This window comes from Candidatus Aquarickettsia rohweri, from assembly GCF_003953955.1.
Classification (GTDB): Bacteria; Pseudomonadota; Alphaproteobacteria; order Rickettsiales; family Midichloriaceae; genus Aquirickettsia; species Aquirickettsia rohweri.
The window spans coordinates 1-23414 of sequence record NZ_RXFM01000006.1 but is presented as its reverse complement, the minus strand read 5'-3'; the positions used below and the strand labels follow the sequence as shown (position 1 = coordinate 23414).

27 protein-coding genes, 1 tRNA gene and 1 pseudogene are annotated in these 23414 nt (G+C 25.8%); 18 read left to right on the top strand and 11 right to left on the bottom strand.

The genetic code is table 11. The features are described 5' to 3' along the window. The 10 genes and pseudogenes from tnpA to xseA form a co-directional block, all read right to left on the bottom strand. A partial coding sequence (tnpA, locus tag EIC27_RS08035) for an IS66 family insertion sequence element accessory protein TnpA (protein ID WP_410519450.1) occupies positions 1-154 on the bottom strand: 154 nt, incomplete at its 3' end. Positions 155-229: 75 nt separating this feature from the next. After that, positions 230-352: a hypothetical protein gene (locus EIC27_RS07830; protein ID WP_276310314.1), complete on the bottom strand. Its 123-nt coding sequence runs from the start codon at positions 350-352 to the stop codon at positions 230-232. Between the two features lie 75 nt (positions 353-427). Then, positions 428-1147, bottom strand: a complete 720-nt coding sequence (locus EIC27_RS00850) for an RsmE family RNA methyltransferase (RefSeq protein ID WP_126044274.1) — start codon at positions 1145-1147, stop codon at positions 428-430. Positions 1148-1159: 12 nt separating this feature from the next. Beyond that, positions 1160-2116: a D-alanyl-D-alanine carboxypeptidase family protein gene (locus EIC27_RS00845; protein WP_162298285.1), complete on the bottom strand. Its 957-nt coding sequence runs from the start codon at positions 2114-2116 to the stop codon at positions 1160-1162. A 61-nt stretch (positions 2117-2177) separates the two neighbouring features. Next, positions 2178-2942, bottom strand: a complete 765-nt coding sequence (gene flgH / locus EIC27_RS00840; RefSeq protein WP_126044272.1) for a flagellar basal body L-ring protein FlgH — start codon at positions 2940-2942, stop codon at positions 2178-2180. After that, a pseudogene (gene flgA, locus EIC27_RS00830) lies at positions 2935-3596 on the bottom strand (flagellar basal body P-ring formation chaperone FlgA). Before flgA ends, flgH begins: the two are co-directional and overlap by 8 nt. Positions 3597-3614: 18 nt before the next feature. After that, a complete protein-coding gene (gene flgG / locus EIC27_RS00825) occupies positions 3615-4442 on the bottom strand; it encodes a flagellar basal-body rod protein FlgG (protein ID WP_126044270.1) in 828 nt (275 codons plus the stop codon). Between the two features lie 13 nt (positions 4443-4455). Then, entirely contained in the window at positions 4456-4707 is a 252-nt protein-coding gene (locus EIC27_RS00820) for a flagellar basal body rod C-terminal domain-containing protein (protein WP_126044269.1), read from the bottom strand. Then, complete coding sequence (locus EIC27_RS00815) at positions 4685-5287, bottom strand: flagellar hook-basal body complex protein (protein WP_126044268.1); 603 nt, start codon at positions 5285-5287, stop codon at positions 4685-4687. Before EIC27_RS00815 ends, EIC27_RS00820 begins: the two co-directional genes overlap by 23 nt. Before the next feature lie 46 nt (positions 5288-5333). Further along, entirely contained in the window at positions 5334-6779 is a 1446-nt protein-coding gene (xseA, locus tag EIC27_RS00810) for an exodeoxyribonuclease VII large subunit (RefSeq protein ID WP_126044267.1), read from the bottom strand. Positions 6780-6868: 89 nt separating this feature from the next. Between xseA and EIC27_RS00805 the strand changes: the two genes are divergently transcribed. The 11 genes from EIC27_RS00805 (at position 6869) to glyS (ending at position 15347) form a co-directional block, all read left to right on the top strand. Further along, positions 6869-7942, top strand: coding sequence for a hypothetical protein (locus tag EIC27_RS00805; protein ID WP_126044266.1), 1074 nt, complete (start codon positions 6869-6871; stop codon positions 7940-7942). Then, positions 7939-8571, top strand: a complete 633-nt coding sequence (gene coaE / locus EIC27_RS00800) for a dephospho-CoA kinase (RefSeq protein WP_126044265.1) — start codon at positions 7939-7941, stop codon at positions 8569-8571. Before EIC27_RS00805 ends, coaE begins: the two co-directional genes overlap by 4 nt. After that, a complete protein-coding gene (gene dnaQ, locus EIC27_RS00795) occupies positions 8537-9217 on the top strand; it encodes a DNA polymerase III subunit epsilon (RefSeq protein ID WP_154511183.1) in 681 nt (226 codons plus the stop codon). Before coaE ends, dnaQ begins: the two co-directional genes overlap by 35 nt. A 63-nt stretch (positions 9218-9280) precedes the next feature. Next, positions 9281-9357, top strand: a tRNA-Arg gene (locus tag EIC27_RS00790). Between the two features lie 18 nt (positions 9358-9375). Beyond that, positions 9376-10596, top strand: a complete 1221-nt coding sequence (locus tag EIC27_RS00785) for a hypothetical protein (RefSeq protein ID WP_126044263.1) — start codon at positions 9376-9378, stop codon at positions 10594-10596. A 29-nt stretch (positions 10597-10625) separates the two neighbouring features. Continuing rightward, positions 10626-11306 carry an amino acid ABC transporter permease gene (locus EIC27_RS00780; RefSeq protein ID WP_126044262.1) on the top strand — a complete coding sequence of 227 codons (681 nt, stop codon included), beginning with the start codon at positions 10626-10628 and terminating at the stop codon, positions 11304-11306. Then, on the top strand, positions 11303-12013 hold the full coding sequence (locus tag EIC27_RS00775) for an amino acid ABC transporter ATP-binding protein (RefSeq protein WP_126044261.1): 711 nt from the start codon (positions 11303-11305) through the stop codon (positions 12011-12013). The genes EIC27_RS00780 and EIC27_RS00775 overlap by 4 nt, the downstream gene beginning before the upstream one ends. 97 nt (positions 12014-12110) lie before the next feature. Continuing rightward, entirely contained in the window at positions 12111-12458 is a 348-nt protein-coding gene (locus tag EIC27_RS00770) for a hypothetical protein (RefSeq protein WP_126044260.1), read from the top strand. A gap of 3 nt (positions 12459-12461) precedes the next feature. Further along, the gene (locus EIC27_RS00765; protein ID WP_126044259.1) at positions 12462-12908 is read left to right on the top strand and encodes a type II toxin-antitoxin system RatA family toxin; all 447 of its coding nucleotides are present in this window, start codon (positions 12462-12464) and stop codon (positions 12906-12908) included. A gap of 84 nt (positions 12909-12992) precedes the next feature. Then, positions 12993-13772, top strand: a complete 780-nt coding sequence (gene folP, locus EIC27_RS00760; protein ID WP_126044258.1) for a dihydropteroate synthase — start codon at positions 12993-12995, stop codon at positions 13770-13772. Between the two features lie 3 nt (positions 13773-13775). After that, entirely contained in the window at positions 13776-15347 is a 1572-nt protein-coding gene (gene glyS, locus EIC27_RS00755) for a glycine--tRNA ligase subunit beta (RefSeq protein WP_126044257.1), read from the top strand. A gap of 2 nt (positions 15348-15349) precedes the next feature. Here glyS and EIC27_RS00750 read toward each other — a convergent pair whose 3' ends face one another. Further along, positions 15350-16150 carry an NAD kinase gene (locus tag EIC27_RS00750; protein ID WP_126044256.1) on the bottom strand — a complete coding sequence of 267 codons (801 nt, stop codon included), beginning with the start codon at positions 16148-16150 and terminating at the stop codon, positions 15350-15352. Positions 16151-16216: 66 nt separating this feature from the next. Here EIC27_RS00750 and EIC27_RS00745 point away from each other — a divergent pair, with 66 nt between their 5' ends. The 7 genes from EIC27_RS00745 to murJ all read left to right on the top strand — a co-directional run bounded on the left by EIC27_RS00745 (position 16217) and on the right by murJ (position 23200). Further along, the gene (locus EIC27_RS00745; RefSeq protein WP_126044255.1) at positions 16217-16777 is read left to right on the top strand and encodes a Smr/MutS family protein; all 561 of its coding nucleotides are present in this window, start codon (positions 16217-16219) and stop codon (positions 16775-16777) included. Next, on the top strand, positions 16758-17444 hold the full coding sequence (locus tag EIC27_RS00740; RefSeq protein WP_126044254.1) for a uroporphyrinogen-III synthase: 687 nt from the start codon (positions 16758-16760) through the stop codon (positions 17442-17444). Before EIC27_RS00745 ends, EIC27_RS00740 begins: the two co-directional genes overlap by 20 nt. Beyond that, the gene (gene miaA, locus EIC27_RS00735; protein ID WP_126044253.1) at positions 17445-18332 is read left to right on the top strand and encodes a tRNA (adenosine(37)-N6)-dimethylallyltransferase MiaA; all 888 of its coding nucleotides are present in this window, start codon (positions 17445-17447) and stop codon (positions 18330-18332) included. Between the two features lie 97 nt (positions 18333-18429). Further along, positions 18430-19224: an ABC transporter substrate-binding protein gene (locus EIC27_RS00730; RefSeq protein ID WP_126044252.1), complete on the top strand. Its 795-nt coding sequence runs from the start codon at positions 18430-18432 to the stop codon at positions 19222-19224. Between the two features lie 11 nt (positions 19225-19235). Beyond that, entirely contained in the window at positions 19236-20348 is a 1113-nt protein-coding gene (gene ychF / locus EIC27_RS00725; protein ID WP_126044251.1) for a redox-regulated ATPase YchF, read from the top strand. Positions 20349-20362: 14 nt separating this feature from the next. Beyond that, positions 20363-21694 carry a phosphoglucosamine mutase gene (gene glmM / locus EIC27_RS00720; protein WP_126044250.1) on the top strand — a complete coding sequence of 444 codons (1332 nt, stop codon included), beginning with the start codon at positions 20363-20365 and terminating at the stop codon, positions 21692-21694. A 3-nt stretch (positions 21695-21697) separates the two neighbouring features. Then, entirely contained in the window at positions 21698-23200 is a 1503-nt protein-coding gene (murJ, locus tag EIC27_RS00715; protein ID WP_126044249.1) for a murein biosynthesis integral membrane protein MurJ, read from the top strand. The last annotated feature ends 214 nt before the right edge of the window (positions 23201-23414 follow it).

Here is a 23414-nt window from a genome sequence, read left to right as displayed (position 1 = left end):
CTACAAGAATTCTGTGCCATTTATAAAATGTACTTCTCGGCACATTCTTTTGCTTACAAAATTCATATTTACTTACATTACTTTTTTTATATTCTTCTACTAGCTCTTTCCATTTTTCATTACTTATTCTTTTTTTCTTTTTTTCTAATAGCATCATTAGCCTCTATTTTTTTAGGCTTTTGTTCTACCACTTATTTTTATTCTTGCCTAGATGCCCTTATTTTAGCGCTTACTTTAAACTTTTATATTCATCAGAGCTAATACCGCCATTTCTAGTGAAAAATCCATGTTCAACTCCTAGTTTTGTTAATAATTGAGATTTTAAAAAGATTTTTTTATCTAATTTTTTCATGTGAAACTGTAATATTGGCTAATTTACCTAGTAAAAATTTATTTATATAAATTTTCTTTATTTTTAGATTTGACATTATTGGTAGTTATATAAATTTTGAATGCTAAATATTGAAGTAATAATTGCTGTTTCTGCACGTAGTGTATAATTTCCCAAATTGACAAAAGTTGCATTAGTATTTTTTAACAAACTAATATCATTTGTAGAAAATCCTCCCTCAGGACCAATTAATACTAAAGTATCCTGTGTATAATCAATTTTTTTATTCAAGTCTAAAATATTTATAGAATGTTGATTTTTATTACATACAACAAAGTTTTTCATATTAACTTCTTTGAGGAGTATGTCTAGATTTAATATATTATGAATTATGGGGATGTCAAGTCTTCCACATTGTTCTGCAGCTTCTTTTGCAACTAAAGAAAGCTTATTTAAATTAGTATTTTTAACAATAGTTCTATCAGTGATAATAGGATAAATCTCTTTTACATTTAGTTCAGTAGCTTTTTGAATAACTAAGTGATTATTTTGACGCTTTAAAAGTGAAAAAGCTAAGATTACGTTTGCTTTATTTTGTGAAGTACTAATTTGTTCTGTGGGCAATAATGTTGCTAGGTTTTTGTTTTTAATTTTGACTTTACAAATCCATTCTCCTGAAAAACTATTAAATGCTTTAATAGTTTCTTCATCTTTAACTCTCATAACATTTAATAAGTAATTCAAATTGGGCTTATTCAAAGGAATTTCTACTAAATGGAGAATTGGACTTTCTATATATAACCTAATGTTGCTCATTATGTGAATTATTTAATGGATTTCTAAAACATCCCAACATAGTTTATCAGTTGTATTAGTAATTTTTTGTGATTCAGTTGAAGCATATTGAAAAACATCTTTTTTGGAATTAAGTAATTGAGTTTTAGAACTTTTTTTACTTTTAACTTTTACTCTAATACTTAGTCTTGCGTATGCATTATCAAGTAAATTAACCATGTGATCATCTCTAATTCTTGCAGTTTGACCGCCCATAACAATTGCAACTAAATTACCTTCTGGTTTTTTTGCTGAAGTTGCAAGATTAAATCCTGATGCATTTATATATCCTGTTTTTAAGCCGTCTATCCATTCATATCTTTGCAATACTCTGTTATGACCATGTATTTCTTTTCCCCTATATTTAAAAGATGTCATTGAAAAAAGATGATAATATTTTGGAAAATCTTTTTTAAGTGCTATTGCTAATTTTGCCATATCTCTTGCAGTCGTATATTGTTTTTCATGATGCAATCCATGAGCATTTTGAAAACTGGTGTCATTCATGCCCAGTTTTTTTGCTGTTTTATTCATTAGATTTATAAATTTTTTTCTATTTCCAGCAACTGATTCACCGAGTACTACTGCAGCATCATTAGCAGATTTTACTATTATTGCATGGATTGCTTTTCGTACAGTAATTTTATTGCCTGCTTTTAAATCAATGTTACTCTTTGGTTGTTCTGAAGCATATTTAGACACTTTAAGTTTTTTGAGTGGATACAGGTTTTTATTCTTTAAAGCATCAAATGTTAAATAAAGTGTCATCATTTTTGTAAGAGAAGCAGGATATCTTTTTTGATCAGCATTCTTAGAAAAAAGAACTTTTCCAGTTCTAGAGTTTATTACTATGCTTGCATAATTTGAGGATTTTAAAATTGATGGAGTAATATCAACAGGTTTTGAATTTGCATTTATGTTGAGTAATGCAAATTCAAATAAAGCAAACAATAATAGAATTTTTAAAAAGACTTTCAACTACATAAGAATATACAATTAAGTACAATAATACTTAAAATGGTGATATTATGTCAAGAATTTGTTTTCCATAAGGATCTTGCTGAATTTGAGTTATTTGTCCTCTTCCTCCATATGATACTCTAGCTTCTGCAATTTGGTCTAAATCAACTGAATTATCACTGCCAATATCTTCAGGTCTTACAATACCGGTAACAGTAATCTCTCTTAATTCAAAATTAACACGTATTTCTTGAGACCCTTTAATTAAAAAGTTACCATTTGGTAATATCCTAATTATAGTTGCAGCTATATTGGTTTTAATTGTTTCTTTTCTATCAATTTCTCCATCTCCAGAACTATCAGATTTAGAATTTAGGCCAATTAAATTACCTGGATTAGCAGGTATTTTATCCTTAATAGGTTTCTCTAAGCCAAAGAAATTAGGTAGACCCATACCTTTATCACTTTTTTTCTTTTTAGTTGTTTTGTTATTTAATTTAGCTTTATCTTCTATTACTATTTTGATTTTTAGAATATCTCCAACATCTTTGGCTTTTCTTTCTCTAAAAAAGAAAGTTTTAGAATTGGGTGTCCAAAGAGAATTGCTAGATGATGATTCTTCTTGGTTTTGAGTGCTCTTAGGATAATACTCATCTAGATTTTTTTTATCGTAAATGTTAACTTTATTTATTTTTTGTGGCTTTCCAACATTTTGAAGTTGATTAAACATTGATGTACATCCGGTTAGGTTAAAAGTTATAATAATGATTAATAAAAAATAAATATATTTAACTGGTTTATTTAGTTTATTAGTCATTTTTTCTTATTTCTACTATTGATGAATTTATTATTTTACCTATTACAATCTTATTTGTATCATGTACTTTTACTTTTATTATATTTCCTATTCCTCCAGAATCTAAAGCAGTGCCAGTTGTTTTTATTTCTAAATTATTTCTTAGAAAGAGTAATGTTATTAAGTCACCCTTAGCTATTACCGTTAATTTTTTATATCATTTGATTTGAACGTTCCATTTTGGCTAATATTTCTTTTTGTAACCATTCCTATTAGTTGATCCTTATCAATCACTATACTTGATTTTAATGAATTTGTGTTTACATCATTCATCATAATATCATTTTCATCAATTACTTTTCCTTGTATTATCATGTTTTTTGCTACTGGCACTCTTAAGTATTTATAGTATACTCCATGCAATTTGTATTGTTTATTGTTTAAAGATACATATGCAATGAATTTTTCTTTACCAGAAATTGTTAAATTATTAAAAATTATATTATTTTTGTTAATTAAGTTACTATGAGTAGAAATTTTTATCTTAATATTTTGATATTTTACTTTTTTTTGAATTTCAGAAACAACTAAATTTTTTAATTCATCAAATGTAATAGACCAACATTTATGAATTGATAAAAATATAATTAAAAAATAAGTAAAAAAATATTTCATTTAAGTATTATAAAATTATTAGCTTTTTATCCTAACTATATCATCTAGCATCTTTTCTGACGTTTGTATTACTTTGGAATTCATAGAATATACCTGTTGCGATTTTATTAAATCAGTCATTGTTGTTAGCGTATCTGTATTTGATGATTCTAAATAACCTTGTTTAATTTTAACGCCTGCAAAATCTCCTTCAAATGGATTGCCTTCAATGGGATCTCCAGAAGAATTTGTAGCTTTAAATAATGAATTTCCTATTTGTTCGAGTCCTTGAGGATTGATAAACTTAGCTAAATTAATTCTACCTAATACATTAGGATCAGCGGTATTTTCATCACCAAGTAATTTAACCAGTATTTCTCCTTTTTCAGTAATTACAATTGTATCTTTTGCATCTGGTGACACGTTGACTTCAGGATCAACAATATACCCGTTTGCTGTAATTATTCTGCCCTCATTATCTAGTTTAAATTGACCATTTCTAGTATATGCTTGTTCTCCGTTAGGAAGATTAATGACAAAAAAGTTATTTCCAGTATTATCAATTATTTGAAGACTTAAGCTTTCTTTAGATCGTTCAATGCCATCTCCTGGAGCAAAATTTATTGATGTTGCTCCTATACCAACACCAGTTCCATATTGAATGCCTTGAGAATAATATTCACCCTCAGTCTGATTACCGGTTCCAGCTGCTCTTTCAGTTTGGTAAGGAAGTTCATTAAATTCAGCGATACTTTTTTTAAATCCAGGTGTATTTGAGTTAGCTAAGTTATTTGCTGCAGTATCTACCCTTTTTTGTTGTGCTGACATCCCTGTAGCTGCAATATTTAAGGCTCTAAAGTTAGACATAATATCTCTCCGTTTATTTACTAATTAATCTAAATGAATTTCTTTGCATGGTATATACATCACTAATTAAATTCGAACTCATTGAAAATTTTTTTTGTAAATCAATCAATTTTGTAGTTTCTAGTATAGGCTTTGAATTAGATTCTTCTAAAAATCCTTGAAGTAATTGAAAATTTTCAGACGGAATTGGTTCAAGTGCTGTATTAAAATAACCATTACCAGATTTTCTTAAAAATTTTAGATCAGAGAAGTTTATATATACCAATAACTCCTATTAGTTCATTTGATGAATATATATTACCATTCTTATTAATAAACACATTGGAGTTTTGTAGCGGTATTACTATTTGGTCACCACCATCAGATAAAACATAATTACCTTGTTGGTCAATTAAAATTCCCTCATTATTAATTAAAAAATTACCATTTCTTGAATAAGATATGCCATTCTGAGTTTCAATCATAAAAAAACCGTCTCCATTAATAGCAATATTAAAAGGATTATTAGTTTGTTTTAGGCTACCTGCAGTAAAGTCAGGTATTGATGCTATATCATCAGGCATTTTTAAATTATCAATTTTATCTTTAGAAGTATAACTTGACATTATTTGTATATCTCTTTTAAAACCAGATGTGTTTGCATTAGACATGTTATTAGCTGTTATACTTAACTCATCATTTAATGCGATTTGATTAGATAATGTTGTGTATATACTGTTATCTGTACTATAGCTCATAGGTAATATTGTAAGCATGATCAATAAACAAACTATAATATTACTAAAGCTTAATTTGTTAATTCTGTAAAAAAGACACTTATTTAATAATTCAATAATATTTTTCATCAAGCCACTTTCAAAACTAATTTAAACCATAAATCTAAAAAATAATTTATTCAAGTGAAAAAGGTAATTTATTTTGAGTTTTTATTTTAGTTTTATCTTCTAATAAAGCTCTGTTTTTTTTATTTTGAACACTTTTTAATTGGCCATGAATTATTCCATCATATAGTTCAATTTTAATTAATTTATCTTTTTTTAACTCATTACAAGATTTAATTAATTTATTATTTTTATAGTCTCTAATAAGAGAAAATCCACGCTTTAAAATATTTTTATGGTTATATGATATTAATAATTTTTTATTTGATAATAAATTATCAGACATTTTATTTAATTTATTTTTGTAGAGTTCGTTAATACGCCAAACTGAATTGCTTAATTTATCTTGGTTAGTAATTATTAAGCGATGTAAATTTAAGGAAGATAATTTTAAAGAAGTTAATTTCAAGTTATAAAGTTTATATAGAGAATTAAACTTAACATCTAGTAATACATTAAAATTTTTAAACTTATTTCTTAAATTTTCAAAATAGTTGGTAGTGCTACTTAAATTTGTTAATAGGCTTTTTAAAAGTGTTGACTTATAATTTATAAGATTTGGTAAAATATTATTTAAAGTTATTTTAAATTTATTTAATTTATCAATAATTTGAGATTTATCTGGTGTAATTAATTCAGCTGCAGCTGTTGGAGTTGGAGCTCTTTTATCTGCTACTAAATCAATTAAAGTTGTATCGGTTTCATGACCAATTGCTGATATTATTGGAATTGTAGAATTAAAAACAGCGCGTACAACTATTTCTTCATTAAAAGGCCATAAATCTTCAATTGATCCTCCGCCTCTAGCCACAATTATTATATCTGGTGAAGAGATATTTTTTGGTAAATTATTCAGACCTTCAATTGCTTCTACTATATATCCTGCAGCTTCATTACCTTGAACAATAACATCCCATACTAGGGTTTTTATTGGAAATCTATCTTTTAATCTATGTATAATATCTCGAATAACGGCACCCTGAAGTGATGTAACAATAGCAATTTTTTGTGGAATTTTTGGTAATCGTTTTTTATATTTTTCATCAAATATTCCTTCTATAGTCAATTTTTTTCTTATTTCTTCAAGCTTTGCAAGCAGTATACCTTCACCAGCTAATTTAATATTCTTTATTATTATTTGATAATTTGACCTTCCTGGATAAGTACTAATGTTGCCTTCGCAGATAATTTCCATGCCGTCTTCTAATTGAATTGGTAACTTAGTAGCAATATATCTCCAGCATATTGCATTTAAAACTGCATTTTCATCTTTTAATGAAAAATAAATATGTCCAGAACTTGCAATTTTAATTCCAGATACTTCACCTTTAATTTCAATATTTTGAAATGAGCTTTCAATGTATTGCTTTATAATTAATGATATTTCAGTTACTGTGAATGGAGTGTTATTTTTTATTGGATCTTTTTTGATAATACTATCTTCTTGAAAAAGCATTTAAATTTATTGATGAATTAAATTTTAAAATATAATATCGTACAGATAGTATTTTAACTTGTTAAATATATCACTGTAAATAATAAATTATGAATAAAAAATTATTATTAGGAATTTTAGGAGTTATATTTTTTTGTATGGTAGCTCATTCAGAGCAGAATCAAGAAAATAAAAATATTTTTATAGTGAAAGATATTAAAACTTTTTATGATGCAGGCAATCTCACTGATTCAATAGATATTGCAAATGATAAGGCTATCGTTAATGGTTTCAAATATTTGTCCTATCGAATGATTCCATCTAGTTTTAAAAATAGAATATATACTATTCAAGAGGCTGAGATTATTAAAACTGCTAAAGAAGTTTTCCCTATTAAAGAAAGAATGACTAATCATTCATATATGGCGACAGTAGATATTGAATATGAGCCACAAAAGGTAAAGGATTTATTTAATAAATATGGAATAAGGTATAGAACAAGTTATTCTGAAAAAATATTATTTATACCGATATTTGATGATGAAGAAATTTTTCTTCACAGAGATTGGAGGTGGAAGTGGCTAAATTTAGATGCAAATTTTGGATTGTTAAATTTTAACATTTTTAAAAATAATATTTCTGTATCTTTGGAAAACAAGTATTCTACTTTATTTGAGCCTTATTATAAATTTGATCATATAATAAAAGATTATAACATTAAAAATTTAGTAATTGTGTTTGCTGAGTTAAATAAACAACAAATTGAAATGACAATTAGAATTTTAAATCCTCAAGAAGATGAATTAAAGTATTTAATAGTTACTAAAAAATTTAATGAGAGTGATCAAAATTTCTTCAATAGATCTATAAATGAGCTTTTAGATAAATTTGATTCAGAATTAAAAGGTATAAAATCGTTTGATCAAAACATTATTTTTACTTCTAAGGTTAAAGTTAATTCATATAATCCTACGTTATGGTCTGCTATTAAAAATAAATTAAGTAACATTAAGCAGTTAAAAAGTTTTCGTATATTGACATCAACAGTTGATACAATGGAAATTGAATTAAATTATGTTATTCCGGTGCAAAGCTTTAAAGAAATATTATCACTAAATGGTTTATCATTAAGTAAAAAAAGTAACGAGTGGTTTTTAGCTTTAAACAATATTTCTCAAAAATGAAGTGTAAATTAGGAGCTAGGCATGGTAATGTCATAGGTTTAACTGGCAATATTGCATCAGGAAAAAGTTTAGCTCTTGCGGTATTTAAAAAAAGTGGATTTTTAACCTTTTCATTAGATAATTATGTTCATAAAATAATGAATGAAAATACTTCTTTAAAAGAAAAAATATGTATAAAGTTTCCTAATTGTGTTATTAATGGCAATATATCAAGAAGCATTTTGGGTAACATAGTTTTTAACAATAAAACTGATATGGCAAGCTTACAAGAAATGATTGTTCCTTATACAAAAAAAAGACTTGAGGAAATATATAATATGATTAATAAGAACAAATCTCGTTCTGCTGTTATTGAAATACCACTTTTGTTTGAAAAAAATAGAGAAAAATATTTTGATAAAATTATTTATTTATATTCTTCAACTAAAACTATGTTAAAGAGATCTTTAAATAGAAAGAATATGAATAGAAAAAGATTTTTTGATATTTTAGAAAATCAATATAATAAAGAAGAAGTTATTAATAAGGTAGATTTTTTAATTTATAATGAAAATAAACATTATTTATTTAAATACTTAAAACAAATTATTCATTATGGTAGATTTAAGAGAAGTTATATTAGACACTGAGTCTACAGGCTTAGATTATAAACAGGGTGATAGAATAATAGAGATTGGTTGTATAGAATTAATTAATAAAGTTAAAACTAATAACTATTTTCATACTTATGTTAATCCAGAAAGAGGCGTAAGCAAGGGTGCATATAATGTTCATGGTATTTCTAGTGATTTTTTAAAAGACAAGCCGTTGTTTAGAGATATTGCAAAAGAATTTTATGACTTTATAAAAGATTCAATATTAGTAATTCACAATGCAAAATTTGATATAGGATTTATTAATAATGAGTTTCAAATGATAGGTATGTCAAAAATATCAATTAGTAATGTTGTTGATACATTAATGATTGCACGGAAAAAATTTCCAGGATCTCCAGCAAATTTAGATGCTCTATGTAAGAGATTTAATATTAGTTTAGATAAAAGAGATAAGCATGGAGCTTTAATTGATTCAGAGTTGCTTGCAATGGTATATGTGGAGTTAATCCTTGGTGAACAAACTAAATTAAAATTTCGATCTGATGCATCTAAAAATTTAAATAATTCTATTAAAGAAAATTTTCCTAGTAGATCATTTAATTTAACAGAAAAAGAAGATACTCTGCATAAAGAGGTGATTAAAAGTATTCCAAAAGCAATTTGGAAAGATTATAATTAAGTTTATTCGTTAATAATATTCTTTGACTTTATTCGTTAATAGAATATAAGTTTAAAAGAAAGAGTGCCCGTAGCTCAGCTGGACAGAGCGTTAGACTACGGATCTAAAGGTCAAGGGTTCGAATCCTTTCGGGCACACCAAAGAATTAGGAGTTTAGTATGAAAAAAGTTATTTTATCAGGTTTATTTATAATTATAGTTATAGTATCTAATTTCGTTTTTAGATATCTGCATGTTCAAAATATTAATGATAAATTGCAATTAATCACGGTTAAATTATCTGAAAAAGGTTTGAAATTTACATATGACAAACTTATATATGAGGGATGGTTTTTTTGGAATATAAGTGGAAAAGTTTTAAATCCAAGTTTTTATCAAGAAAAACATGGTATAAGTGACCAATCAAGTTTGGATTATATTAATTTTCAAAGCTCTTTATTTAATAAGACTTTATCAATAATTTTTGCAGATAATATAAATACAATTATTAAAGATTCAGGTGGAGAGAGTAAATATATTTCTACTTTTTCTGAAAGTCCTAGAGCTGATTTCGTATTTAAAGGTTATTTTAAAAATATGGGTAATAACCTTTTATTGAGTAACAATTTAGAGGAAATATTTACAGATTATTTTAAATCTGTTAGTTATAATTCGAGTAATCATGTTGCTAAAAAAGTCAATCCTGATGGTTCTGAAGAAAAAATTTATTCAATTGATAAAACTATTGTCAAATTAATTAACCTAAGTTCTGTTCAGCATAAGGGAATAAAATTAAAGTTAGAGGTTGATAAGAATAAATATTTCAAAAATAATTCTGAAGAAGATTTTTATAATTACTTTGCAGAAATTGGTGCTAATAGTACAAATTTGAATGTAGATGTGTTATTTAACTTTGAAGATGATTCAAAATTAGAATTAATTGATGGAGTAATTTTAGAGAATGTTAAGCCAACGTATAAGTTGATAAGTCATGAATTTAAATTTGATTCTGATTTGTTTAATTTTGATTTAGCAGGAAATATGGTAATTAATAAAACTAATATTTTACCATTTTTTGATTTAAATTTTAAGGTTGATAATTTCTCAGGGTTAGTTGATTTTTATTCAAATTTTTATAATAAATTTGTTATAGATTCTGGAATTAATAAGGTTTTAGCTTTAAAAGAGATAAGAGAAAAAGAAAAAAATGCTATATTAAAAACAGCAGAACAAATTTCAGAAGAATCTTCTCATGCAAAGAAATATGACTTTAAGATTGTAAATCTCAAAGACAAAAAGGTTAAAATTAATGATTATTCAATTAATAAAGTTAGTAGTATTTATAATTCTTTTTTATCAGAAGGAGTTAATGATTTAGATAATAATATTATCCAGAAATAATTTATATGTAATTTTAGGATTAATTATAAATGGATGTATTAGATTTTATTTCAGCACAACAACATAAATTAATTTTGGATACTTTAGGGACTGTAAAATATATATCACAAGGTATATTTACAACATTATTTTATTCAATTTTGGCAGCATTTTTTGGTATTATATTAGGTTCTTTACTTGCAATATTGAGATATACAAATAATACTTTATTGGTTTTGGTTGTTAAAGTGTACACGTCAGTGATACGTGGGACTCCATTTTTACTGCAATTGTTTTTTATCTATTTTGCTTTGCCAGGTTTGCTGAAAATTAATATACCAATTTTTGTTGCAGGGATTGCAGCTCTTTCTATAAATTCTGCAGCTTATGTAGCTGAAATAGTTAGAGGAGGAATTGATTCAGTAGATAAGGGACAGGTTGAAGCAGCTAAATCACTATCTATTCCTTATTTCTCCATGATGTTAGATATTATATTGCCTCAAGCTTTAAAATCTATACTTCCTTCTCTTATAAACGAAGTAATAAATCTAATAAAGGAGTCTGCAGTAATAGGTGTAATAGGTGTAGCAGATTTAATGAGAAGGGCTCAAATTATAGCAGCTGAAAAATATGATTTTATAACGCCTTTGTGTATTGCTGGTATAATTTATTATTTGTTAATTTATATTATTGCTAGATTTGGAATAATGGTTGAAAAAAAGCTTAAATGATAAAAATAGTTAATTTAACAAAGAAATATGGAGATACAAAAATTTTAGATGATATTTCTTATTCATTTGCAAATGGGGAGGTATACTCTATTATTGGGTGCTCAGGTAGTGGCAAATCTACTTTTTTAAAATGCTTAGCAAATTTAGAAGGAATTGACCAGGGAGAAATAAGATATGGTGACATAAAGAAAAATAAAATAGGTTTTATTTTTCAGAATTTTAATCTTTTTAATAATATGACAATTCTTGATAATATTATATATTCTCCTCAAAAAGTATTAAATATTAAAAAAGAAGAGGCGGTTGATTATGCACGCAAGCTTTTAAAAAAAGTTAACCTTGATATTTCTATTGAAAATAAGTATCCCAATTCTATTTCAGGTGGACAAAAGCAGAGAGTTGCAATAGCTAGGACGCTATGTATGAAACCTAAAATTATTTTATATGATGAGCCAACTTCAGCATTAGATCCTGAGAATACAGCTGAAGTGTTAACTGTGATAAAAGACTTATCTAAATCTAAGGGTTTACTTAGTATAATAGTTACTCATCATATGAAGTTTGCGGAAAGTATATCAGATAAAATTATTTTCTTTGAAAATGGAAAAATTATTGAAGAAAATAATGCAAAAGATTTTTTTATTCAACCTAAAAATAAAAGGTTAAAGGAATTTTTGTCTAAAACTAGTATGGTGAGTGAAGATTAACAGGTACCAATTTTATCTACTTCTTTTTTTTGCAATATTTTTATCAGCGGATATTGCGTTTATTTTTATTGCAAAAAATCTATATTCTAATAATACTTTGAAAGTTAATAGTGAATTAGATAATAGTCAATTATATAATTTTTTTCAAATAAGGTTTGAACCAACAAATGAAAAAAATATTTTTAATTTATTACTAAAATTTAATAATAATATATTAATGGAAAAGGTTGCAATACAACTATATAATGTAGAAAATAAAAAAATAATTGATAATTTTGTTTATAGTAATTTGCATAATAATTATTATAAATTTAAAATTAATTCACTAGAAACTAAAAGATTGATATTAAGAGTAAATTTAAACAGTTCTTTTAATAAAAGACATTTTTTAGCCTATAGGGTAATCTTGCACAAAAATAAATATGAGATTACACAAATAAATTAAGATATGTTTCAGTATTCTAATAATAAAACAGTGAATTATGAGATCAATAAAATTTACAGTATAATTGTTGATGTTGAAAGGTATCCAGAATTTATTCCTTGGTGCAGTGGTGCAAGGATTATTTCTGTTGAAGAGAATTTTTTAATTGCAGATCTTATAATTTCTTTTAAGGGTATAAACTTAAAATATACTTCGGAGGTTTATATTGAAAATGCAATAGATCAAAGTGGAGAAGCTATTGTGAGGACAAAAATGGTAAAAGGTCCTTTTAAATTTCTTGAGTCAAAATGGAAATTGAAAAAAATTAATGAAAAAACTACGAATATTAATTTTGATATTAAATTTTTATTAAAGTCTATATTTTTAGAAAAGATATTAAGTCCATTTTTTAAAAATGCATGTTCTAAAATATTAAATTCATTTAATGATCACTTGAAAAAATCAATTTAATATTTTATGTGTAAAACAAAAAAGAAGAAATAATAAAGAAAAAGTGTTAAAATTCAATAAAGTTTTCATGTATATAATGCAAATATGACAAAGATTATAGGGATTTTAAATTATAATGATAATTCTTTTTCAGATGGTGGAAATTATTCTGATCTTAAGAGAGCAATTGACAGAGTAGATGAATTATTTAGAGAAGGGGCTGATATAGTTGATATTGGTGCTAGTTCTACCTCATATAATGCTCCTTTAATTTCTGAAGATGATGAATTAAGAAAACTAACTCCATTGTTGAATAAAATTAATTTGAAAAATATCAGTATAGATACTTATCATTATAAAACTATGCAATATGCAGTGAAAAAAGGAGCTATTTATATTAACGATGTAAGTGGTGGAAAAGATCCTAGAGTATTAGAATTGGTTGCGTCAAATTCAGATTTAAATTATATATGTATGCATAGTCTTATTTTGCCTGCTGATAAGGCAATAAGAGTTAAATCAATTGATGAAATATATGAATGGGTTGATAATAAAATTGAAGAATGCAAAAGATTTGGTATTGAAAAAGAGCGACTTATAATTGATCCAGGTATAGGCTTTGTAACTGATACAAAGCAGACAATTCAGTTATTAAGAGATGTTAAAGAATTGAAAAATTTTGACATCAAAATTTGTATCGGGCATTCAAGAAAATCATTTTTTGAATCTATTACTAATTGTGAGCCTATAGAAAGAGACATAGAAACTCTTGCAGCTTCACTTTATTTAGCTTTTAATGAAATTGATTTAATCAGAGTTCATAATGTGGATATGCATAAAAGAGTTCTTAACGTATTTAATAATTTATTAAAAGGATGTAATTAAATTATGCCAAATTTATTTTTTGAAATTTATTCTGAAGAAATGCCTAGTGAAATGCAAGAATTTGGTGCTTCTAAAATTTATGATTTATTTATTAAAAAATTAAACAAGATATTTCAAATTAATCTCAGTGGAGAATATTTTTTTACACCAAAAAGAATAGGAATATATATATCAGAAATTCCAGATGTACTTTGTGGAAGTGATGTTGAAATAAGGGGACCTAAAATCAATGCAACAGACAAAGCAATTCAAGGGTTTTTAAGTAAGTATAAAATAGCTGATGTATCTAAACTCATTCAAAAAGGAGAGTACTATTTTTTCAAAGAAAAGTTTGTAACAAAAGATTCTAAAGGTATATTAAAATCGCTTATAGAAGATATTATTACATCTTTTAATTGGCCTAAATCAATGAGGTGGGGTGATTATGATATTAGATGGATTAGGCCAATTCACTCAATGATTTGTATATTTGACAAGACAGTATTACCAATCAAATTTGGACATATTATAGCAAGTAATAAGATTAAGATTAAAGATAAATTTATAATTGTAGAGTCATTTGAAGATTATAAGGAGAAGTTTGAAGAGATAAAAGTTTGTATATTTCAGGACAAGAGATTAAAAATTATAATGGATCAAGCAAAAGCGCTTTGTAAACAATTTAATATATCGTTGATTGAAGATAATAATTTATTAAAGGAGGTATCTAATTTAGTTGAATCGCCTTATGTTGCAATTGGTAAAATTGAAAAAAGGTTTATGAAATTACCTAAGGAAATTTTGGTATCCATGTTGAAATTTCATCAAAAGTATTTAATGACTGAAGATAATAATGGTAATTTAGCACCTTACTTTATAATTGTTTCAAATGGAATGACAAATTATAATTTAAAAACAGTTATTAATGGTAATGAAAAGGTTTTAAGGTCAAGATTAGCAGATGCTGAGTATTTTTATAATCAAGATTCTAAAACTAAACTTATAGATAAGTTTGATAAATTAAAGAAAGTCACTTTTCATCATGAAATAGGTAGTTATTATGATAAAATAAGTGATGTTAAAAAAATTGCTTTAAAACTTGCTGATAAATTACAAATTAATGATAAAGAGAATATTAATCGCGTATCATTATTAATTAAATCAGATTTAGTAACGGAAATAGTAAATGAATTGCCTGAATTGCAAGGTATTGCAGGTTATTATTATGCTTTAAATGACGAAGAATTGCAAGATGTTGCAAATGCTATAAAGGATCATTATCTACCTCAAGGTCCAAGCGATCCTGTGCCAAATTCTCGTTTAAGTATAGTGATGGCATTAGCAGATAAAATTGTTACTTTAAATTCAATGTTTGCTATTAATATTAAGCCCACTGGTTCAAAAGATCCGTATGCTTTAAGAAGAGCTGCTATTGGTATTATAAGAATTATATGTTCAAATAAATTGAAAATAGATTTAAAAGATCTAATAGATAAAGAAGTGATTAAATTTATTAATGATAGAGTGAATATTTTATCAAATAGTGAAAATAATATTTATTCAATTGATTTAAAATATATTAAGAATGCTATATAAATTTAGTAGATTTTATCTTTATAAAATTGCTCTTTAAAAACTTTTTCTTGCAAATTTTCACCCTTATCAAATAATATTGTTTTCTCAATACTAAAATCTATACAAACCTCTACTGATTTAATGTTTCTGGTTTCACTAGAATCAGCTACTGCACTTACTGGTCTTTTTTTGAATTCTAAAATTTCAAACTTTATTGTGCTTTTGTATGGAATTAATGCTCCATTCCATCTTCTAGGTCTGAATGGACTTATTGGTGTAAGTGCTAGAATATTTGCGTTTAGAGGTATGATAGGTCCATATGCTGCAAAATTATAAGCAGTGCTTCCTGCAGGTGTTGAGATAATAATTCCATCTGCATAAAGAGAATCCATTCTTATTATATCATCAATTATTATTCTAATTTTTGCTATTTGGTTTGTTTCTCTTAATAATGATACTTCATTAAATGCATGTGCTTGTGTTACTTTATTATCATCTGTAGTGACGATCATTTTAAGTGGGTAAAGTTTTACACTTTGTGCATGATTGATTCGTGTATTAAGGTTGTTTGTATGATATTCATTTAGTAAAAATCCTATAGATCCACGATTCATTCCAAATATTTTTGGCTTAAAGTTTTTAGTTGCATGAAGTGCTCTTAACATTTCTCCATCGCCTCCAAGAGTTATTACAATGTCGAAGTTATCAATTTTTTTAAGATCAAGTTCTCTTAAATTATATAGTTGTCTTAATTCATGAAATGCTGTTTCAGCTTTTTCAGATTTTTTATCATATAGGCAGCCAATATTAAGATTTTCTATCATAAAAATTTTTTATATTATAAACTTGATAGTATATAATTACACAAAATTAAAAAAAATACATAAAATATGGATGATGAAAAGTATATTTTTAGTAATAGTGACTTAACTATATGGCAAAAAGAAATAAAAAATATTAAAAAAATAGATTTAAAAACAAATTTAGATACTCAAGATTCTTTTAATAAGAGGTTTGAGGTCAAAAAATTAACTCAGAATAAATATAATTTTAATTTAACTCAAAATTCTAAAAAAATTAATGTTATAAAATTTGGAGATCAAAGCAATTTAAATAGAAAATTAAGATCAAATATAGCTAAAGGTATAATTATAGTTGATGCTGAATTAGATTTACATGGTTGTTCGACTAATAATGCTTATAACAAGCTAATTAATTTTTTAAATGATTCTATAAGTCAAGGATATAGAAAATTATTGATTATTACTGGTAAAGGAGTAAATTCTCCAAATAAAGTGTCGATAATTAAAAAGAACTTTTTTGATTGGATTCAAACTTGGGAAATGCAAGCAAATTTATTATATATTGATTATGCTCATAAAAAACACGGTGGTGACGGGGCATTTTATGGTTTTTTAAAAAAACAGAGTTATGAAAATATTGTTGACTAGGCCTTATAATTTGGCTTTAAATTCTAGAGATAAAATAGTAAATTTAGGTGAAAAACCTGATATAATACCATTAATTAACATCAAATATATTAATAAAAAGATTATCGATGATAATTTTCAATATATCATTCTAACTAGTCAAAATGCTGTTGTTTTTTTTCAAAAAAATTCTTGGATGAAAAATAAAATTATTTTAACAGTAGGAGATATGACAAAAAATTTATTAATGCAACTGGATTGTAAAAAAGTATTTTTATGTGAAAAAGATGTATTAAGTTTAATAAATTCTATTTGTAAAACAATAGATAAAACCTCTAATATTTTATATATTTGTGGAGACCATTTGTCTTGTGATTTAAAAGAAGAGTTAAAATATTATGGATATGATAATGTTATTTCACATGTTATTTATAAGTCTGAAGCGGTAAAGTCATTAACAAAAAATCAAATTGAAATAATAAACAATGATGTTGGAATTATTATGTTTTACTCTTCAAGAACTGCAGAAATATTTTTTAGTTTATTTAAAAAATATAAATTTTTTACAGATAATAAAGTTGCTATTTGTATTAGTAAGAAATGTGCTCAACATATCTCGCAATTAAAATGGAAGGATATAAAGATTGCTAGTTATCCTAATGAAAACAATATGATGGAGTTGTTATAAGTGTTTGAATTCGCTTATAAAGGTAAAATAATTTGCATATATGGTCCAACTGCAGCATATAAAAGTAAATTTGCAATTTCCTTAGCTAAAGATATAGGCGGAATAATTATAAATGCAGATTCACAGCAAATATATAATCAAATACCTATTTTAACATCGCAACCAAGTGAAGAAGAGTTAAATTTAGCTAAACATAAGTTTTATGGAATTATAAATCCAAATAGAAAATTTTCTGTATTCGAATGGCTTGAAATTGTTGTTAAAGAGATTAATAGTTCTTTAGCTCAAGGATTAAATCCTATATTAGTAGGAGGTACAGGATTGTACTTTTCTTGTTTGATAAATGGAATAGCAGATATACCTGAGATAACTAAAAAAACAAATGAAAAGGTGTTGTCACTTACTAAAAAAATATCAAATTTTGAGTTGCATGAGCTGCTAAGTAATTATGATAAAAAATTGTCTGAAAGACTAAGTATTAATGATAGAGTAAGAATTTTAAGAGGGTTAGAAGTGTTTTTTGAAACAGGTATTTCTATTTTAGAGTGGCAAAAATCTAATAAATTATTTTTTGAAAAAGATGATTTTACTAATATATATATATGTCCAAATAGAGAAATATTATATAAAAATATCAATACTAGATTTTTAAGAATGCTTGATTGTGGTGTAGTAAATGAAGTTAAAACGCTAATAAAAACATATAAAATTGATGAATTACCAAAAATTATTGGCCTCTCAACTATACATCAATATAATTTGAATCAAATTTCTTATGATGAAATGATATTGAAAGTTCAAAGATTAACTAGGAATTATGCTAAAAGACAATATACTTGGTTTAATAATAAGTTTAAGCATAATAGTATTATAAAAGAGTATAATTAAATAATGATAGTTAATAAGAAAATTTTATAAGTTGTATTAAAAAAATTTTATAATATAATATAGGGGTAAAAGAATCAAAAAATGTTGAGTTATAAATATGTCTAATTCTTTTAAAACGACTCTTTTTAGTGTTTTAGCAGTTATAATAGTGCTTGCATTATTTTTTTTATTTAAAGCGAATGATGATGATATTAGTATCAATAATAACAATTTAGTCGTTGGTGTCAGTCCTGATTATCCACCATTTGAGTTTACTAAAGATGGTAAGATTGTAGGTTTTGATATAGATTTGATAAATGAGATTGCTAAAACAATGCATAAGGAGGTAAAAATTAGGGAAATGGAATTTTCATCTTTAATTCCGTCATTGAATTCTGGAGAGGTTGATTTGATCATTTCTAGTATTTCAAGAAATTCTGATAGATCTGAGAATATTGATTTTTCAGAGCCATATTATGCAAGTGCTTTTGCTATAATTGCTAAAAATGACCAGGATTTTAGTTCTTTGGAAGATTTACCAAATGATGCTAAAGTAGGCGTTCAAACAGGTAGTACTATGGAGAATTTTGTTAATAACTATAATGACTCAGTTGATAAATCTTTAAAAATTATATCATTGGGTTCTAATTTTATTTTAATAGAAAAACTTAAACTTGGTGAAATTGATGCTTTAATTGTGGAGGATGCTCAAGCTTCTAGTTTTGTGAAAAATATAGTAGGTTTAAAATCTAATGCTATTGAAGATAACGTATATATTGATGAAGAAGAATCTAGTTATGTCATTGGTTTAAAGAAAGGCTCTAGTCTTACTGAAAAGGTTAATCAAGCAATTGAAAATCTTAATAATAATGTGCAAATTGATTTGCTTTTAAAAAAGTGGCATTTAAGATAAGGATCTTGTAAATGGGATTTAAATGTGGAATTGTTGGTTTGCCTAATATTGGTAAATCAACTTTATTTAACGCTTTAACTAGTACTCAGAAGGCAAGTGCAGAGAATTATCCATTTTGTACTATTGAGCCAAATAATGGTATTGTTTCTGTTCCAGATAATAGGTTAGTAAATTTATCTAATATTGTTAATTCAAAAAAAATTATACCTACCCAAATAGAATTTGTTGATATAGCTGGTATTGTTAAAGGTGCAAGCAAAGGTGAAGGATTAGGAAATAAATTTTTATCTCATATTAGGAATGTAGATGCAATTGTTTATATGGTAAGATGTTTTGATAATAATGATATTACTCATGTTGAAGGTAATACAGATCCAATTAGAGATACTGAAATTATAGAAACGGAATTAATTTTAGCAGATATAGAAAGTTTAAATAAGCAATTCATCACTATAGAAAAAAAAGCTAAACAGGATAAAAATTTAGCTAAAAAAGTACTTTTAATAAATCAAATTCTTAAAGTACTTAATGTTGGAAAACCTGCTAAAAGCATTGTTAATGATTCTAATGAAGAGCTTATTAAGGAATTAAATTTATTAACTTCTAAGCCATTCTTTTATATATGTAATGTTGATGAAGAATCTGTACTCAAGGGAAATAAATTTTCTAAATTAATTGATGAAAAAGCTTTAAGCCAGAATTCTGCAAGTATTAATATATCAGCAAAAATAGAAGAGGAAATTTCTAATCTTGATAATGAGCTTGAACAAAAAGAATTTTTAAAGGCATTAGGGTTAGAGGAAAGTGGTTTAGATAAAGTTATTAAAACAGGATATGAGGTTCTTGGTCTTCAAACATATTTTACTGCTGGCCCTCAAGAAACAAGAGCATGGACTTTTAAAAAAGGTATATTAGCTCAAAAAGCTGCTGGAATAATTCATACAGATTTTGAAGTAGGTTTTATTTGTGCTGAAACAGTATCATATAATGATTATATTAAATATAGTGGAGAACAGGGAGCGAAGGAGTCTGGGAAATTAAGACAAGAAGGCAAAGACTATATTGTTAATGATGGTGATGTAATTTTATTCAGATTTAATTTTTCAAGATCTAAAAATAAATAAATTAATATCTAAATATGAAATCAATCTTTGGAACAGATGGTATAAGAGGGACAGTAAATAGCTTTCCAGTAACTGCTGATATGGCATTGAAAATTGGTACAGCAATAGGTATCTCTATTGATGCAAAAAATGTAAGTAGAAGGGTTGTTATTGCGAAGGATACTAGGTTATCAGGATATATGATTGAGCCTGCTATTACGTCAGGCTTGATATCAACTGGAGCTGATGTCATCTTAGTTGGACCTATGCCTACTCCATCAGTCCCAATTTTAATAAAATCCCTTAGAGCTGATTTTGGAATAATGATAACAGCATCACATAATCTATATCATGACAATGGATTTAAGTTATTTAATAAAGATGGATATAAATTAGATTTGTTATCTAGAGAAAAAATTGAAAAAATAGTATTTAGTGAGAAATTAGTAGATGGACTAGCGGAACCTTCTAAATTGGGAAGAGCAAAGCGGTTGGATGATGCACCAGGTAGATATATAGAATTTGTTAAGAAAGCATTTCCTAAAAATTCTACACTATCAGATATTAAGATTGTTTTAGATTGTGCTAATGGTAGTGCATATAATTTAGCTCCAACTATATTATGGGAGCTAGGTGCTGAAGTGATAAAATTATCCTGTGATCCTAATGGATTTAATATTAATGATAATTGTGGATCAATGCATCCTGAAAATTTATGTAAAAAAGTTGTAGAGACTAAATCAGATATTGGAATAGCTCTTGATGGTGATTCAGATAGAATTGTGATATGTGATGAAAATGGAAATATTATTCCTGGAGAGTATATAATTGCAATGATAGCCCAGTATTTAAAGATCAGTAATAAATTAAAGGGAGATGCTGTAGTTGTTACTAAAGTAACTAATTTAGCTTTAGAAGAATATTTGCAGAGTATTAAAGTAAAAACAATTTATTCAGAGGTCGGGGATATTAAGGTTCATGAATTAATGGTTAAGAATGGATTAAATTTTGGTGGAGAAGAATCCGGTCATATTATTTTTTCTGATTATTCTAATACTGGAGATGGTATTATATCAGCACTTCAAATATTAGCAATTATGATAAAGAATGGTAAAAAATTGAGTGATATAGCAAATATTTTTAAACTTAATCCCCAAATAAAATCTAATATTAAATTTAAAAATCAGAATCCGCTTAATAAGGAAGAGGTAAATAAAAGTATAAATAATATAATTAAGTATAATGCGAATTTAAAAATAGTTGTTAGAAAATCTGGTACTGAAAAATTAATTAGGATTCTTGTTGAAGGAAAAGATAAGTCAAAAATTAATAAGGTACATGATGAAATTATAAAATCCATCATTTAAAATATGATGAAATTTATTAAATCTACTTTAGTTGTTAGTGTTTGTACGTTTATTTCCAGAATATTTGGATATATCAGAGATATGGTCATTGCTGCAAAACTTGGCACTAGTTTATTAAATGACGCATTTGTTGCAGCCTTTAGATTGGCAAATATGTTTAGAAATATTTTTGCAGAAGGGGCTCTTAATTTAGTTTTTGTACCAGCATTTTCTAAAGAATTAAAAGATAAAGGAAGCATTAAGGCATTGGAATTTGCCTCAAAAGTTCATTCATTATTAATACTTATTTTGTTATCGTTTTGTGTGCTAGTTATAATATTTATGCCGGAAATAATTTGGTATTCAACACCAGGTTTTAGAGATGATTTTGAAATATTTAATATAACAGTGTTATTTGGACGAATAACTTTCCCATATTTGTTTTGCATCTCAATGGCAGCTTTTTATGGTGGAATTTTGAATAGTTTTGAAAAGTTTTTCCCATTTGCTTTTGCTCCAGCAATATTAAATATTGTTATTATCTGTATGTTAATTTTTTTAGATAATTTAGAAACAACAGCACATAGTTTATCAATAGCCACATTAGTAGGTGGTTTGTTAGAGTTGCTTTGGATGGTATATTTTATTTTTAAAAATGGATATAAGTTAAGATTTTTTAAAATTGAATTTGATAATAAAATTACAAAGATTTTAAAAAATATTGTACCTGTTATTATTTCATCAGGAGTGACTCATGTAAATACATGGGTTAGTATGATTATACTTTCTTTCTTCCCAGGTGGTTTATCATATATATATTTTGCTGATAGAGTAGTGCAACTTCCACTTGCTTTAATTGGTACTGCGATTGGCACTGTTTTACTTCCAATGCTATCAAAAAAAATAAAATTAACTGATTTAGATGCAACTAATAATCTCCAAAATAATGCAATAAACTTAGTGATGATGTTTACAATACCTTCTGTATTTGGATTATTTTTTTTATCAGAAGAAATAATTGCAACATTGTTTGAAAGAGGTGAATTTTCAAATATAAGTACGATTAATACAGCGGGCACATTAAAAATTTTAATTTTAGGTTTGCCTGCATTTATCTTAATAAAGCTATTTCAAACAAAATTTTATGCTAAATTAAATACAAAAATACCAGTGATTATAGCTATCATTAGCATATTGAGTAATATTTTAATTAGTATTGCTTTGATGGATCATTTTCAGTATCTAGGTGTTGCTATAGCAAATGTTATAGCAGGATGGATACATATATTAATGCTAATGATTTTATCATATAAAATATTAAATTTTAGATTACAAAAATATATCTATAAAGAAGCTATTAAGTATTTATTGGCAGCTATTATTATGATTTTTGTAATTTGCATTTTTACAAATATTTTAGATTTGCATAATAAATTTTTATTATTATTTTTTGAAGTTATCATAGGTATAATAAGTTATTTTTCTTTTTGTTATTTTTTAAAAGTGCAGATAATTAGGAGAATTTAAGTAAAAATTTGGTGAGAGAATTAAATAAATTTATGCTTATATATATGTAAGCGCTAAAATAAGGGCATCTAGGCAAGAATAAAAATAAGTGGTAGAACAAAAGCCTAAAAAAATAGAGGCTAATGATGCTATTAGAAAAAAAGAATAAGTAATGAAAAATGGAAAGAGCTAGTAGAAGAATATAAAAAAAGTAATGTAAGTAAATATGAATTTT